General features: G+C 56.0%; 12 protein-coding genes. 7 read left to right on the forward strand and 5 right to left on the reverse strand.

Going from position 1 to position 13307, the window contains the following annotated elements:
• Positions 1-13: 13 nt before the first annotated feature.
• The 5 genes from NSQ46_RS01210 (at position 14) to NSQ46_RS01230 (ending at position 5593) form a co-directional block, all read left to right on the forward strand.
• The gene (locus tag NSQ46_RS01210; protein ID WP_342576112.1) at positions 14-2446 is read left to right on the forward strand and encodes a heavy metal translocating P-type ATPase; all 2433 of its coding nucleotides are present in this window, start codon (positions 14-16) and stop codon (positions 2444-2446) included.
• Between the two features lie 77 nt (positions 2447-2523).
• Positions 2524-3165 (forward strand): nitrite reductase, encoded by a 642-nt coding sequence (locus tag NSQ46_RS01215; protein ID WP_210094062.1) that lies wholly within the window; start codon positions 2524-2526, stop codon positions 3163-3165.
• Between the two features lie 305 nt (positions 3166-3470).
• Entirely contained in the window at positions 3471-3896 is a 426-nt protein-coding gene (locus NSQ46_RS01220) for a MarR family transcriptional regulator (RefSeq protein ID WP_007128951.1), read from the forward strand.
• Positions 3897-3916: 20 nt separating this feature from the next.
• A complete protein-coding gene (locus tag NSQ46_RS01225) occupies positions 3917-4669 on the forward strand; it encodes a glucose 1-dehydrogenase (RefSeq protein ID WP_007128950.1) in 753 nt (250 codons plus the stop codon).
• A 165-nt stretch (positions 4670-4834) separates the two neighbouring features.
• Entirely contained in the window at positions 4835-5593 is a 759-nt protein-coding gene (locus tag NSQ46_RS01230; RefSeq protein WP_251535801.1) for a glucose 1-dehydrogenase, read from the forward strand.
• 262 nt (positions 5594-5855) lie between these two features.
• Here NSQ46_RS01230 and NSQ46_RS01235 read toward each other — a convergent pair whose 3' ends face one another.
• The gene (locus NSQ46_RS01235; RefSeq protein WP_210094060.1) at positions 5856-6899 is read right to left on the reverse strand and encodes an LLM class flavin-dependent oxidoreductase; all 1044 of its coding nucleotides are present in this window, start codon (positions 6897-6899) and stop codon (positions 5856-5858) included.
• 399 nt (positions 6900-7298) lie between these two features.
• On the opposite strand from NSQ46_RS01235, the gene NSQ46_RS01240 reads away from it, so the two are divergent.
• Positions 7299-8039: a Cof-type HAD-IIB family hydrolase gene (locus NSQ46_RS01240; RefSeq protein WP_144873084.1), complete on the forward strand. Its 741-nt coding sequence runs from the start codon at positions 7299-7301 to the stop codon at positions 8037-8039.
• 248 nt (positions 8040-8287) lie between these two features.
• Here the strand turns inward: NSQ46_RS01240 and serS are convergent, their stop codons facing one another.
• From serS to NSQ46_RS01260, 4 genes are all read right to left on the reverse strand, one after another.
• Positions 8288-9598, reverse strand: a complete 1311-nt coding sequence (gene serS / locus NSQ46_RS01245) for a serine--tRNA ligase (protein ID WP_144873087.1) — start codon at positions 9596-9598, stop codon at positions 8288-8290.
• A 334-nt stretch (positions 9599-9932) separates the two neighbouring features.
• Positions 9933-10706, reverse strand: coding sequence for an ABC transporter permease (locus NSQ46_RS01250; protein WP_251535799.1), 774 nt, complete (start codon positions 10704-10706; stop codon positions 9933-9935).
• A gap of 89 nt (positions 10707-10795) precedes the next feature.
• A complete protein-coding gene (locus tag NSQ46_RS01255) occupies positions 10796-11518 on the reverse strand; it encodes an ABC transporter ATP-binding protein (protein ID WP_260986051.1) in 723 nt (240 codons plus the stop codon).
• Positions 11519-11614: 96 nt separating this feature from the next.
• On the reverse strand, positions 11615-12139 hold the full coding sequence (locus tag NSQ46_RS01260) for a PadR family transcriptional regulator (protein WP_144873093.1): 525 nt from the start codon (positions 12137-12139) through the stop codon (positions 11615-11617).
• A 358-nt stretch (positions 12140-12497) separates the two neighbouring features.
• Here NSQ46_RS01260 and NSQ46_RS01265 point away from each other — a divergent pair, with 358 nt between their 5' ends.
• A complete protein-coding gene (locus NSQ46_RS01265) occupies positions 12498-13253 on the forward strand; it encodes a threonine/serine exporter family protein (protein WP_144878589.1) in 756 nt (251 codons plus the stop codon).
• Positions 13254-13307 lie beyond the last annotated feature (54 nt).

Raw genomic sequence — 13307 nt, forward strand, 5'->3', positions numbered from 1 at the left:
GGGGTGTAAGACGATGGGAACAGGAGCAGTTCAAGAGCAGAAGAAGGCATCGCTGCAGTTGACCGGCATGACATGTGCGGCCTGCGCGAACCGGATTGAGAAGGGGCTAAGCAAAATGGAAGGCGTCCAAGACGCCAACGTGAACTTTGCGCTGGAGAGGGCCTCCGTAACCTATGATCCGGCGGTCGTTTCGGTCAAGGAGATGGAGGAGAAGATCCAGAAGCTCGGCTATGGCACGGCAAAGGAAACCGTTGATTTTCAGCTGGTTGGCATGTACTGCGCAGCTTGCGCATCGAAGATCGAGAAGGTGGTCGGCAAGATGCCGGGCGTAACCCAGGCTAATGTCAACTTTGCACTGGAGACGGCCCGGGTGGAATTTAACCCTGCGGAAGTATCGATCAGCGACATTCAGCAGCGTGTAGAAAAGCTGGGGTACCAGGCTGTATCCAAGCAGGAGGCGCCTGATCAGGAGAGCCACCGCAAGGAAGCCATTGCCAAGCAGAAGCGCAAGCTGATCATATCGGCCATCCTGTCACTGCCGCTGCTGTGGGCCATGGTGACCCATTTCTCCTTTACCTCATGGATCTGGATGCCGGAGCTCTTCATGAACCCATGGTTCCAGCTCGCGCTTGCTACCCCGGTTCAGTTCTATATCGGTAAGCAGTTCTATGTAGGGGCATATAAAGCCCTTCGCAACAAGAGCGCCAACATGGACGTTCTCGTAGCTCTCGGTACATCGGCTGCTTATTTCTACAGCTTGTACCTGACGATTGACTGGGCTGCAGCGGGCGGAAGCGTGCATCACGGCCCGGCGATGTATTATGAAACGAGTGCCGTTTTGATCACGCTCGTCATTCTCGGGAAGCTGTTTGAATCCCTGGCCAAGGGCAGAACCTCGGAAGCGATCAAGACGCTGATGGGTCTGCAGGCCAAAACGGCGGTCGTTATCCGTGACGGTCAGGAAACGACCGTACCGGTTGAGCAGGTCATGGTTGGAGATATCGTCGTCGTTAAGCCGGGAGAGAAGATCCCGGTCGACGGCCGGGTGATCGAAGGCATGTCGGCGGTCGATGAGTCCATGCTGACCGGGGAGAGCATTCCGGTCGAGAAGAAGGCCGGAGATACGGTCATCGGAGCTACGATTAACAAAAACGGACGTCTGAAGTTCGAGGCCTCCAAGGTGGGCAAAGAGACCGCTCTCGCCCAAATTATCAAGGTGGTTGAGGAAGCTCAAGGGTCGAAGGCGCCGATTCAGCGGGTGGCCGATGTCATCTCCGGCATTTTCGTACCGATCGTGGTCGGTATTGCAATCGCAGCTTTTCTCATATGGTACTTCTGGGTAACACCAGGCAACTTTGCGAATGCGCTTGAAATCGCGATTGCGATCCTCGTCATCGCTTGCCCATGTGCCCTCGGTTTAGCCACACCGACCTCCATTATGGCCGGATCGGGCCGTGCGGCAGAGCTTGGCGTACTGTTCAAGGGCGGGGAGCATCTGGAAGCGACGCATAAGATGGACACGATTGTTCTGGATAAAACCGGAACGGTAACCAAGGGCAAACCGGAGCTGACCGATGTTCAAGCGCATGATTTTGAAGAGGAAGCATTCCTGCGCCTGGTCGGCGCTGCCGAGAAGAGCTCGGAGCATCCGCTGGCAGAAGCGATCGTAGCCGGAATTGAAGCAAAAGGGATTGCGCTCCCGGCAGCACAGGAGTTCGAAGCGATTCCGGGTTACGGTATCTATGCAAGCGTGGACGGCCATGAGGTGCTGGTCGGAACGCGCAAGCTGATGGCGAAGCATCAGGTCCCGGTGGAATCGGTTCTCGCCCGGATGTCGGAGCTGGAGACCGAGGGCAAGACCGCGATGCTGGCAGCGATCGACGGCAAGTATGCCGGACTCGTCGCCGTCGCGGATACGATTAAGGAAACCTCACGCGCAGCGGTTGCAAGATTGAAGGATATGGGCATTGAAGTGATCATGATGACAGGCGACAACGAGCGGACGGCACAGGCGATTGCGAAGCAGGTCGGCATCGACCATGTTCTGGCTGAAGTGCTGCCGGAAGGCAAGGCCGATGAAGTGAAGAAGCTTCAGCAGCAGGGCAAGAAAGTGGCCATGGTCGGCGACGGCATCAATGATGCTCCTGCTCTGGCCGTAGCCGATATCGGCATGGCGATCGGTACGGGAACCGACGTGGCGATGGAAGCGGCGGACGTTACCCTCATGAAGGGCGATCTGAACAGCATTCCGGACGCTATTTATATGAGCCGCAAAACGATGAGCAATATCCGCCAAAACCTGTTCTGGGCGCTCGGCTACAATTCGCTGGGAATTCCGATTGCCGCGATCGGCCTGCTGGCCCCTTGGGTCGCCGGGGCGGCAATGGCGCTTAGCTCGGTATCGGTTGTACTCAATGCCCTCCGTTTGCAGCGTATGAAAGTATAACCCCGACATCGAAGGCTTGAAGATAGATAGCGTTTGCGGGGGCCATACGATCAATTGAACAAAATGGGAGTGTTCACATGAGTATGCGGAAGTTTGCCGTAACGCCAGGGTTTGAGGTGGGCGGAACGATGTTCCGTCCCGAACAGCTGGCCGTCCTGGGCAGCGTCGTCGGCGAGGATGCCCGTATCGAAATGACCAGCTTCAAGCAGCTGTACGTCGAGATGGAGGAGGAACAGATGGAAGAGGCTCAGCGCCTGTTAAGGGCAGCCGGACTCCAGGTTCACCCTGCCGGATTCGTCACCAAAAGTCTGATCGCCTGCCATTTCTGCAGGGGGGCAGAGGAAGCGGGCCTGGACGTAGCCCGGGCGCTCGATGAAGCGATTGCCGGGCATCCGGTACCCTCGCCGCTCAGGATCGGATATGCAGGCTGCGCGCTCGGCACGAGCGAACCGCTGCTGAAGGATATCGCCGTCATCAAAATGCGGGATAAATACGATATGTATGTCGGTGGAGAACCGCGGGGCCTAAAGGCTTTGCTGGCCAAGCAGCTGCATGCCGGCCTGGAAGCAGAGGAGCTTGTTCCGATGATACGGAGCTTGATTGCGATTTTTCAGGAGCAGGGTAAGAAGAAAGAGAAATTTTCAAGATTCGTGGACCGGATCACACTGGAACAGCTGCGGAAGCTAACCGCCAATGCCCGGATGGAGCCGGCAGGGTAAAGCGAGACATCACCATATGGTGGTGTCTTTTTTTGTACGCCCTGAAATTATATTTGACGAGCAGCTGGATATACTTAGAAGGCCTTTTTATAGAGGTTTTTTTGTGCCGGGAGCGAGGTCGTATGAAATAGGGAGGAATAGGGAAAGCCCCCATATGATACAGCTGCGGGACAGTTGACGAACGGAGTGAAAGGGTATACAATTTGATTGTTAAAAGCTTTTAACTATTTAATATTGTGATATATGTATTCGACTATTCCTGATCGGGGTGATCAAAGCTGGATAAGAAGGAGCAGCTGTCCCACATGGTGTCCCGCCAGATGATGACGCTTGTGGCCAGCTATGCCCAAATACTGGACAGCGATCTGACAGGACCTCAATATTACGTGCTGCAGACGCTGGCTAATGAAGGCGATCAGACAAGCTCCTATTTCGCGAGCGTGCTGAACGTGACTTTGCCTTCGATCACCAATCTTAGCAACAAGCTGGTGAGTAAGGGACTCATTGAACGTGTCACATCCGAAGCCGACCGGCGGCAGGTCTATCTGAGAATCACGGAACGTGGCCGTGAGATGGAAGCCCGCATGGTGGAGAAATACCGGGAGCTGAACGAAGGATTGTGGTCCGATTATACCGAAGAGGAGCTGGATTTGCTGATCTCCGCTTATGCGAAGATGATTGATCATTTCCAGCTCAAGATGAACCCGTCCGGAAATCGGGACGGCAAATAACAATCAGGAGGTCATCCAATATGGGAAGACTGGACAATAAAGTAGCGATCATCACCGGTGCGGCCGGCGGTATGGGCAAGGCAGATGCCCTGTTGTTTGCGAAAGAGGGCGCGAAGGTAGCGATCACCGACTTGCAGGAGGATAAAATCCAGGAGGTCGTGGCCGAGATCCAAGCCAGCGGCGGCGAAGCCATCGGCTTCAAGCAAAATGTCGCTTCGGAGGAAGATTGGATCCGCGTCGTGGACGAAACCGTGAGGAAGTACGGCAAGATTGATATTTTGGTCAACAATGCCGGCATCTCGAACGCAACCCCGTTCATGGACTTGACGGTTGAAGGCTGGGAGAAGACGATGTCGATTAACGTGACGAGCATTTTCCTCGGCCAAAAGTACGTCATCCCGCATATGATCGAAGCCGGCGGCGGCTCCATCATCAACATTTCCTCCATAGCCGGCCTGACGGGCGGCAGCGGCGCGGGACCTTACACCGCAAGCAAAGGCGCCGTGCGCATGCTGACCAAGGCGACCGCCGTCGATTTTGCACAGCATAACATCCGCTGCAACTCGATCCATCCGGGTTACATCGAAACGCCGATGACGATCGATCTGTTCAAGAACGAGCAGATGATGCAGTGGTTCCAATCGCAGACTCCGCTTCCACGCCTCGGCAAACCGGAGGATATCGCGAATGGCGCCTTGTTCCTGGCTTCGGACGAATCCTCTTACATTACGGGCATCGAGCTCCCGATCGACGGCGGATATTACGCGAAGTAACCGGGGATCTCTCATGTTCGGTCAGTCCCATGATCGGATATAACGAATGGATCACTGTCAGATACACGGGTACCCAGGAATTTTAAGAAGACTTTTGTAGATCATTGAATATTGGTCCTTGATATATAGCGTTCATTCATATCTTCATAAAGGGAGTGTTGTTCCATGTCCGATCATCAACAGATTGCAGTCATCACCGGCGCGGCCAGCGGAATCGGGAGAGCGAGCAGCCTGAAGCTGGCAAAGAACGGCGCAGCCGTCGTCCTGGTTGATTTCAACAAGGAGGCTGGGGAAGAAACGCTCCGTATGATTAAGGAACAAGGCGGAGACGGCATTTTCGTACAGGCCGACGTGTCCAAGAGCGAGGATGTGCAGAACTACGTAAATAAAGCTGTCGAAACCTACGGCCGAATTGACTTTTTCTTCAACAATGCGGGGATTATACAGAAGTTCTCCATGCTCGATGATATCGAGGAGAGCGAATTCGATCGTCAAATGTCCGTTAATGTGAAGGGCTGCTTCCTCGGCATGAAATACGTGCTGAAGGTCATGAAAGAGCAGGGCAGCGGCCATATTCTGAATACGGCTTCGACGGCGGGCATCCGCAGCGAGCACAGTGCTGGAGCTTATTCGGCAAGCAAGCATGCGGTCGTCGGCTTGACGAAATCCGCGGCACTCGAATATGTGAAGAAGGGCATTCGCGTGAACGCGATCTGTCCGGGCGGCGTGCAGACACCGTTGACGGCAGCCGTGGCGAAGTCCTTCGAAGAGAGCGGCTATGTGCCTGAGGAGATCCCTGACATGCGGATGGGGCGTGCGGCCGAGGCCGACGAAATCGCGAACGTGGTTGCGTTTATGGCTTCACCGGGGTCCAGTTATATGACGGGCTCGCTCGTGACGATCGACGGCGGGTTGACGCTGTAACACAGGGTTTCAATATGCAAGGCCAGTCAGCCGGATTCAGCGGCGGGCTGGCTTTTTTGGGCTTTATACACCAAGGGAACCTCACCTTGTGCGCCGGGGCGTGGTCCTGGCATGGTAAGATGGCTGGCTGGTTTATATTAAATTAATTATGCCCCTTCTATGACTTTTTCGTGCATATTTGTGTGTGATTTCGTGTGCATTAAAAAAAGACCTACCCGCGTATAACAACGCTGGGTAGGTTTTATCCAGTGGAATGATTCGCTTAGCGCTTACTCAGGCCGACGGCGTCTGCCAACAGCTCGTAGGACCGGAGACGCGCCTTGTGATCATAGATCGCGGCGGCTACAATTATTTCATCCGCTTGAGTCATGCGCTGGAACTCCTCCAGCTGCGCGCGGACGGTAGCCGGGCTGCCGATGGCGGAGAAGCTGAGCTGCCGCTTCACGATCGCCTGCTCCTGCAGGTTCCACAGATCATCCATGCTGTCGACCGGCGGGCTGAGCTGGCCGGTACGGCCCCGGATGATGTTCAGGAACTGCTGATACGGCGATGTCGCCAGCCGCTGGGCTTCCTCGTCGGTATCGGCGCAGATGACGTTCACGCCGATCATCGCGTAAGGCTTGCTAAGCTCCTCCGACGGGCGGAAGGTGGAGCGGTACAGATCGAGCGCCGGCATAAGGTAATCCGGCGCGAAGTGGCTCGCGAAGGAGAACGGAAGCCCGAGCTGTCCCGCCAGCTGTGCGCTGAAGCCGCTGGAGCCCAGCAGCCAGATCGGGATGTCGAGCCCTTCGCCCGGTATTGCCCGGACCCGCATGGACGAGCCGGAGATGGGCTTGAAATAGGTCCGCAGCTCGCCGAGGCGGTCCGGGAAATCCTGCCCATCGCTGCCGGGGCCGCGCCGCAGCGCCCGGGAGGTAAGCTGATCCGAGCCCGGCGCCCGGCCGAGCCCGAGATCGATCCGGCCCGGGTAGAGCGATTCGAGCGTGCCGAACTGCTCGGCGATGACCAGCGGCGCATGGTTCGGCAGCATAATGCCGCCCGACCCGACGCGAATTGTGTTCGTTCCGCCGGCCACGTGGCCGATGACGACCGAGGTCGCGGAGCTGGCGATGCCCGGCATATTATGGTGCTCGGCCAGCCAGTAGCGGTTGTAGCCCCATCGCTCGGCGTGCTGGGCGAGGTCGAGCGTATTTTTGAGCGACTGTGCTGCAGTGCTGCCAGCGGTAATCGGGGCGAGATCCAGGATCGAGATCGGAATATCGCTCACCGTTCTTGGTTCTGTATGATGAAGATCGGATTCAGACATGTTGGTTGCCTCCTTCTTCGTGCAGAGCACGGCAAGATTATATAGAGACGGGCATCCTGGCTTCCTGACGATAGGGCACCGAGGATGACCGCGGATAAGTATGGTATACCCAGTCACCGGATTCCCTATATAACCATCATTATATACCTAGTTAATTGATAAGAAAAATATGAAAGGGAATGATTGCCGGGTTAGCGGATTCCAAAACAGGACCCGACGAGGCTCCGAAGCTATTGATAATCCGATTCGGACATTCCGATTGATCGATTGAGGCTGATTTTTCTCAGATTTGAAACTAAAAATATAAAGGAATGCCAGGGACGTTAACGAACTTCTTATCATTACATCGATTCAAAAAGAAGATCTTTAAATTATCCAGGAGAGCAAGGGGAATGGCCTATGGCAAATTACAAAATGCTGGCACTTGATCTGGACGGCACGACGTTAAATGAAGAAGGAATCGTGACCGATACGACCCGGTATTGGATTCAAAAGGCGGTTGATTCCGGCGTCATGGTGATTTTCTCAACCGGAAGGGGGATGCAGACCGTCATCGACCTTTGGAACAGTCTGGGATTGAACGGCCCGATGGTACTGCTGAACGGAGCCGAGCTGTGGACGGGAAGGGAGCAGCTGTGCGAGCGGCATTTTTTGAAGCCGGAAGAAATTCGACAGCTGCACCGGCTGGCGCTGGAGGCGGACGCCCATTTCTGGGGATACAGCGTGGAGAGCCTTACGAATCGCAAAAACTGGACGGAGGAGATGTTTGAGCGGCGATGGATGAAATTCGGCATGCATCATCCTGATCTGTCGGTCATTTCGAAGCTGCGGGAGCTTGCCTCCGAGATCGATACGATTGAAATTTCCCGTTCGGCAGCCGTCAATGTGGAGATTTCCCCTCGCGGTATATCGAAGGAATCAGGCGTGCGCACGATTTGCAGCAGGCTTGGCATCGATATGCGCGAAGTGATGGCTATCGGCGATAACATGAACGATTACCGCCTGATCCGGGCTGCCGGACTTGGCGTTGCCATGGGGAACGCGGATGAGGAGCTGAAGGCGATTGCCGATGCGCAGACGGACACGAATGCGCGGGACGGCGTTGCCAAGGCGATTCAGCGCTATATTTTCGCTGGTTGACGTTGACAGCCTTGAATGGTAACCATTATGGAGTGGCAGTATAACGAGACGAGTCCCAATGGCGACTCGTCCAAGCATCGACGATAAACGTCATGCAGCAGCGACTGCGGAATGAATCGCGGGAGCTCTCTCCATAATACAAAGAGGTGCCCCCAAGATCTGCTAATCTTATGGGGCACCTCTTATGCGTGATTACGATTCCCTTAGAGGGAAGCAGAATTTGCTTTTTTCTGCGCTGGATCTATAGTTTACTCCTCCAAGCCGAAGCCAGCCGGAGCTTCAATTCGCTCGAGCCCGTTCATATAAGGCTGCAGCGCCTTCGGAATACGGATCGAGCCGTCCGCCAGCTGGTGGTTCTCCAGCAGCGGGATCAGAATGCGGGGCGAAGCGACGGCGGTGTTATTCAAGGTGTGGCAGTGGCGAAGCTTGCCTTCCGCATCCCGGTAGCGGATGTTCGAGCGCCGGGCCTGGAAGTCGAGCAGGTTCGACGACGAATGGGTCTCGCCATAGGCCCCGCGGCTCGGCATCCATGTCTCGATGTCGTACTGCTTATACGTCTTCTGCGACATATCGCCGGTGCAGACGGCAACGACCCGGTACGGGAGCTCCAGCTTGCCCAGCAGCTCCTCGGCATTGGCCGTGATCTCCTGAAGAAGGCGTTCCGACGTCTCTGCGTTCGCCTCGCACAATACGACCTGCTCGACCTTCGCGAACTGGTGCACGCGATAAAGACCATAGACGTCCCGGCCGCCCGAGCCGACCTCGCTGCGGAAGCACATCGATGCGGCCGCCAGGCGGATCGGCTGCGATACGTCGACGATTTCGCCGCTGTAGTACGATACCAGCGGGACCTCCGAGGTGCCGACCAGCCATTTGTCTTCCTCGGCAATCCGGAATGCCTGATCCTGGCCGAGCGGGAAGAAGGCGGTGTTTCGCATCGCCTCCGTCCGTACGGTCAACGGCACATCCATCAGGGTAAAGCCCTTTTCAACAAGCATATCGATTGCAAGCTGCTGCACCGCTCGATGAAGCAGGGCGCCCATGCCCGTCAGGTAGTAGCTCCGGGTGCCGGCGGTTTTCACACCGCGAGGGATGTCGATCATGCCGTGGAGCTCTCCAAGCGTGACATGGTCTTTATAGTCAAAATCAAATACAGGAGGCGCGCCTACGCGTCTGACCTCCACGTTGTCCTGGTCCGAAGCCCCGACCGGCGTATCCGGCGAGACGATATTGGGGATGAGCAGGAGGAGTTCCTGATACATAGCCTCAACCTCGCGGAATTGTGCCTCCTGAACGCTCAGTCGCTCGTTGATCGTTTTGACCTGCTGCTTCGTTTGCTCGGCCGCTTCTCTGCTGCCCTGACGCATCAAGAGGCTGATCTCCTCCGATAACGCGTTCCGCTGCTGGCGCAGCTCCTCCACCGACAGCAGCAGCGCCCGCCGCTTGTCATCCAGCTCGAGCAGCTCTTCTACCGACAGGGCGATCCCCTTCTGGTCCGCTACCCGCTGCAATTCCTCCTGTGCTTCTTTGCTTTGCCGAATCCATTTCATGTCCATCATGGTAAACCGCGCTCCTTTTCCTATTGAAAAATAAAAAAAGCGTCCTAGTCCATATGGGACGAGGGACGCTTATGCGCTCGCGGTGCCACCCAAATTGATTGAACCGTACCTGCGCGTATAACATGCCGCGGGCCCTCGTTCAATCCTCTTGATTCCGCGGTAACGGGCGGACCCGGTTAACTTAGGGGACGGTGCGCCTTACAATCAATCGGCTGCCCGGTTCCCTTGGCGAAAACGCCTCCGAGTTGGATGCTCTTCATCGGCCTGATGCTGATATTGTTGTACAGTATACCGCAAGAGGAGCCTTTTATACAAGAGGCGGCACGCCGAAAAATTACATCGAAGCCGCCTGCTGCCCGGCCTGCCGCTTCTTCCAGAAGGGAGGCTGATCGGCGTCCCAGCGAAAGGTCAAGACGGCCGCCACGAGGCACAGCATCGTAAATCCGATCAGGATGGCGAGCGGCAGCCAGAGGCCGGAAGCATTTCCTTGAGGCTGGACGGCGATGCCCATGGCCTCCACCAGATAGTGAAACGGCTGCAGATGACCGATGGTTACGACCCATTGCGGAGCATGGTTCAGGGAGTAGAAAGCCTCGCTGGTAAACAGCATCGGAAAGCTCATCAGGTTGGAGATCATGTTGACGTTGCCTTCGTCTTTTGAGAGATTAGCGGCAAGAAAGCCGAGCGCGGTAAAACACACGGTACCGACCAGCAGGACGGTCAGAATCAGGGCTAAGCTGAGCAGATTCAGCTTCACTCCAAGGAGCACAACGCTCATCAAGGTTACGCATGCACTGACGAGGAGCGCCAGCACGGTGCGGGAGCCTGTCATCGCAGCTACGAACGAGGCGGTACGGAACGGGGTGGCGCGCAGCAGCTTGTAGACGCCCCGGTTGCGCTGAGCCATCACGTTAAAGGCCGTAACCATCGTTGCTCCGAACAGGATGTTGGTCGTGAGCACACCGCTCAGCAGGCGGTACGAATAAGCTCCGTCGTTAAAATAAAGCCCTAGCCCCGCCAGCATTGCAATGGGAAAGACAATGTTCCAGACAAGGGTGTGGGTATCGCGGAAGAGTGCCCGCAGCATGGTGTTCATGATGGTAAGCATAGAAATTCCTCCTTTTTGGTTTTCGTTTCGGCGCGAGGAGCCATAGAAGAGAGGGGCGTTAGCCGGCCCCGCTCTCTTGCCAGGTTCGTTTACGTTGCTTGTGGATCCGCATCCGTCAGCCGGATGTATAGCTCCTCCAGACTATCGACCTGGTAACGGTCCAGCAGCTCCTCCGGGGTGCCGGAGGCCCGGACCCTTCCACCGCTGATGAGCACCAGCCGGCCCGCCAGCTTATGCACCTCCTCCATGTCATGGGACGTGAAGACGATGGATGCGCCGGACTCGGCCAATGAGCGAATAAGCTCCCGAATGTCCCGGCGTGCCCGAGGGTCAAGTGCGGCCGTCGGCTCATCCAGCACGATCAGCTTCGGATCATGCACCAGGGCCATCGCGATCGCGAGCCGTTTCTGCTGGCCCCCGGAGAGCCGCAGCGCATCGGTTCTCGCGGCCTCCTCCAGACCGCAGCGGCTCAGCTGGCGCATCAGCTCCGAGTCCGGGAGACGCAGGCCGTAGAAGGCTGCGAACATCCGCAGGTTCTCGAGCGCGGTGAAGCCGGGAAAGAACGGGGTCGACTGCAGCTGCAGCCCGATATGGCGCGCGGGCTCCTGCGTCCAGTACAGCACGCGTCCGGCATCCGGACGGCGGAGCTGAAGCACCAGATCCAGCGTCGTAGACTTTCCTGCTCCGTTCGGCCCGATGATGGCCAGCACCTCCCCTTCCCGGATAGCCAGATCCACGCCGTCTACGACGGTGCGGGAGCCGTAGCTTTTCGTCAATCCCGAGGCTTGAATCAAGGTTTTCGTATGCATCATCTACATCCTCCTTATATTAACCAATGTTATTTATCCAATGTTGGATATGTGCCGTAAATGAAAGCCGCAGTCTGAACTGCAGCTATCCTGAGGCACTTATTCCTGCAATAAGTCCATGATGTTTCGGAGAAAGGCGGCATCCTGCTCGAGCAGCGAGATGGCGTTATCGAAGGTGGCCATGGCGATCTTGGAGAGCCCGTATTGTCCCTTGATCTCCTTGCCTGAACGCCACTGGGCGAGCGATTCCTCGACCTGCCGCAAATTTTGCTCCAGCAGCTCCAGCGCCTCCGGCTTCGGAATGCTCTCGATCCAGATGAGACCGAGGGAGAAGTCCGATTTGACCGAGTGCGGGGGCAGGGTCAGCGTTTCGCGGATCATCTGCTGGAACAGCTCTTCCCCCGCGTCCGTAATGCTGTATATTTTACGAAGCCGGGCGCCGGTGCGCTCCTCCGCGGTGGCCACAATGAGGCCGTCCTGCTCCATTTTATTCAGCGCGTAATAGATCGAGCCGGATAAAATATTCGTCCACAAGTCCATGCGGCTGCTCTGAATGAGCTGCTGGACCTCATATCCGTGCATGGGACGCTGGCGGAGGAATGAGAGCAGAATCAAATTGGTCATGTCGTTCACTTCTTTCGAATGAATTGAGACTCCTTGTAATATAAGGGCGGAAAATAAGGGATCATCCAGAATCCAATATCCAACGTTGGATATTCAACTAAGGTGATTATATGGAGGATGGAATCATTTGTCAAGATGTGATCGGGGGAAGACTTCTTTTTAGAGGCCACCGGGGTAGTCTCCAGTTACCAGATCATGGTGCGAGATTGAAACGAACACTGCCCCGAGCACTTGCGGTGGAAGCCCGTCTGTTGTCCGCGGCGATGCTTTAAAGCATATCCTATGCTTTATCGAGGCAATGATACTATAATAGGGGCATACCGTGTTGAATCGGAAGCTGTCATCAGGAGGATTGGGATTGAACGAATCATTGAAGCGGGAGCATGACATCATCAAGGTCTGCCTGTTGGCAGGAAAAATCATGCTGCAGAGCGGAGCGGAGACATACCGGGTGGAGGACACCATGATGCGGATCGCCGCCTCGTTCGGCGTTACGAACAGCCACAGCTATATGACGCCGACGGGCATCATCTTTTCCGTGGAGGAACCGCAGCATATTACGCGCTTGATCCGGATTTCCGACCGGACCACGAATTTGGACAAGATTGAAAAGGTCAACAGTGTGTCGCGAAAAATAAGCCTGGGTGAATTGACGATTGAAGAAGCGTATCAGGCTCTTCAGCAGATCGAGCAAGAACCGTCCATCTATCCCAACTGGCTGCTGATCCTGCTCTCGGCCGTCGCCAGCGGCTGCTTCTTGATCATGTTCCGCGGCATTTGGGCCGACTTCCTACCGGCTGCGGTAGCCGGAGGGCTTGGTTTTACATGCTTTGTGGTGATGCACCGGGTCATTCCGGTCCGGTTCTTTGCGGAATTTTCGGGTGCGCTTGTCATTGGCATCGTCTCGGTATGGCTGGTCAATCTCGGGATCGGGCAGGAGCTGGATACGATCATTATCAGCTCGGTTATGCCGCTTGTGCCCGGGCTGCTCATCACGAATGCGATTCGGGATTTGATGGCCGGTCACCTGATTTCGGGCTTGTCCAAGGGGGCGGAGGCCTTCGTTACGTCGTTTGCCATCGGAGCGGGTGTGGCGTTCACGCTTTCATTCTAGCCGAGGGATGTAGGACATCCCGGATCGGTGGTTTTAATCAAAATCCATAGAGTA

Source organism: Paenibacillus sp. FSL M8-0142 (assembly GCF_038597315.1).
Taxonomy (GTDB): Bacteria; Bacillota; Bacilli; order Paenibacillales; family Paenibacillaceae; genus Paenibacillus_AQ; species Paenibacillus_AQ lactis.

Coding starts and splice junctions, on each gene's coding strand:
- NSQ46_RS01210 (WP_342576112.1), top strand. CDS start 14: ATGGGAACAGGAGCAGTTCAAGAGCAGAAGAAGGCATCGCTGCAGTTG.
- NSQ46_RS01215 (WP_210094062.1), top strand. CDS start 2,524: ATGAGTATGCGGAAGTTTGCCGTAACGCCAGGGTTTGAGGTGGGCGGA.
- NSQ46_RS01220 (WP_007128951.1), top strand. CDS start 3,471: ATGGTGTCCCGCCAGATGATGACGCTTGTGGCCAGCTATGCCCAAATA.
- NSQ46_RS01225 (WP_007128950.1), top strand. CDS start 3,917: ATGGGAAGACTGGACAATAAAGTAGCGATCATCACCGGTGCGGCCGGC.
- NSQ46_RS01230 (WP_251535801.1), top strand. CDS start 4,835: ATGTCCGATCATCAACAGATTGCAGTCATCACCGGCGCGGCCAGCGGA.
- NSQ46_RS01235 (WP_210094060.1), bottom strand. CDS start 6,899: ATGTCTGAATCCGATCTTCATCATACAGAACCAAGAACGGTGAGCGAT.
- NSQ46_RS01240 (WP_144873084.1), top strand. CDS start 7,299: ATGGCAAATTACAAAATGCTGGCACTTGATCTGGACGGCACGACGTTA.
- serS (WP_144873087.1), bottom strand. CDS start 9,598: ATGATGGACATGAAATGGATTCGGCAAAGCAAAGAAGCACAGGAGGAA.
- NSQ46_RS01250 (WP_251535799.1), bottom strand. CDS start 10,706: ATGCTTACCATCATGAACACCATGCTGCGGGCACTCTTCCGCGATACC.
- NSQ46_RS01255 (WP_260986051.1), bottom strand. CDS start 11,518: ATGATGCATACGAAAACCTTGATTCAAGCCTCGGGATTGACGAAAAGC.
- NSQ46_RS01260 (WP_144873093.1), bottom strand. CDS start 12,139: ATGACCAATTTGATTCTGCTCTCATTCCTCCGCCAGCGTCCCATGCAC.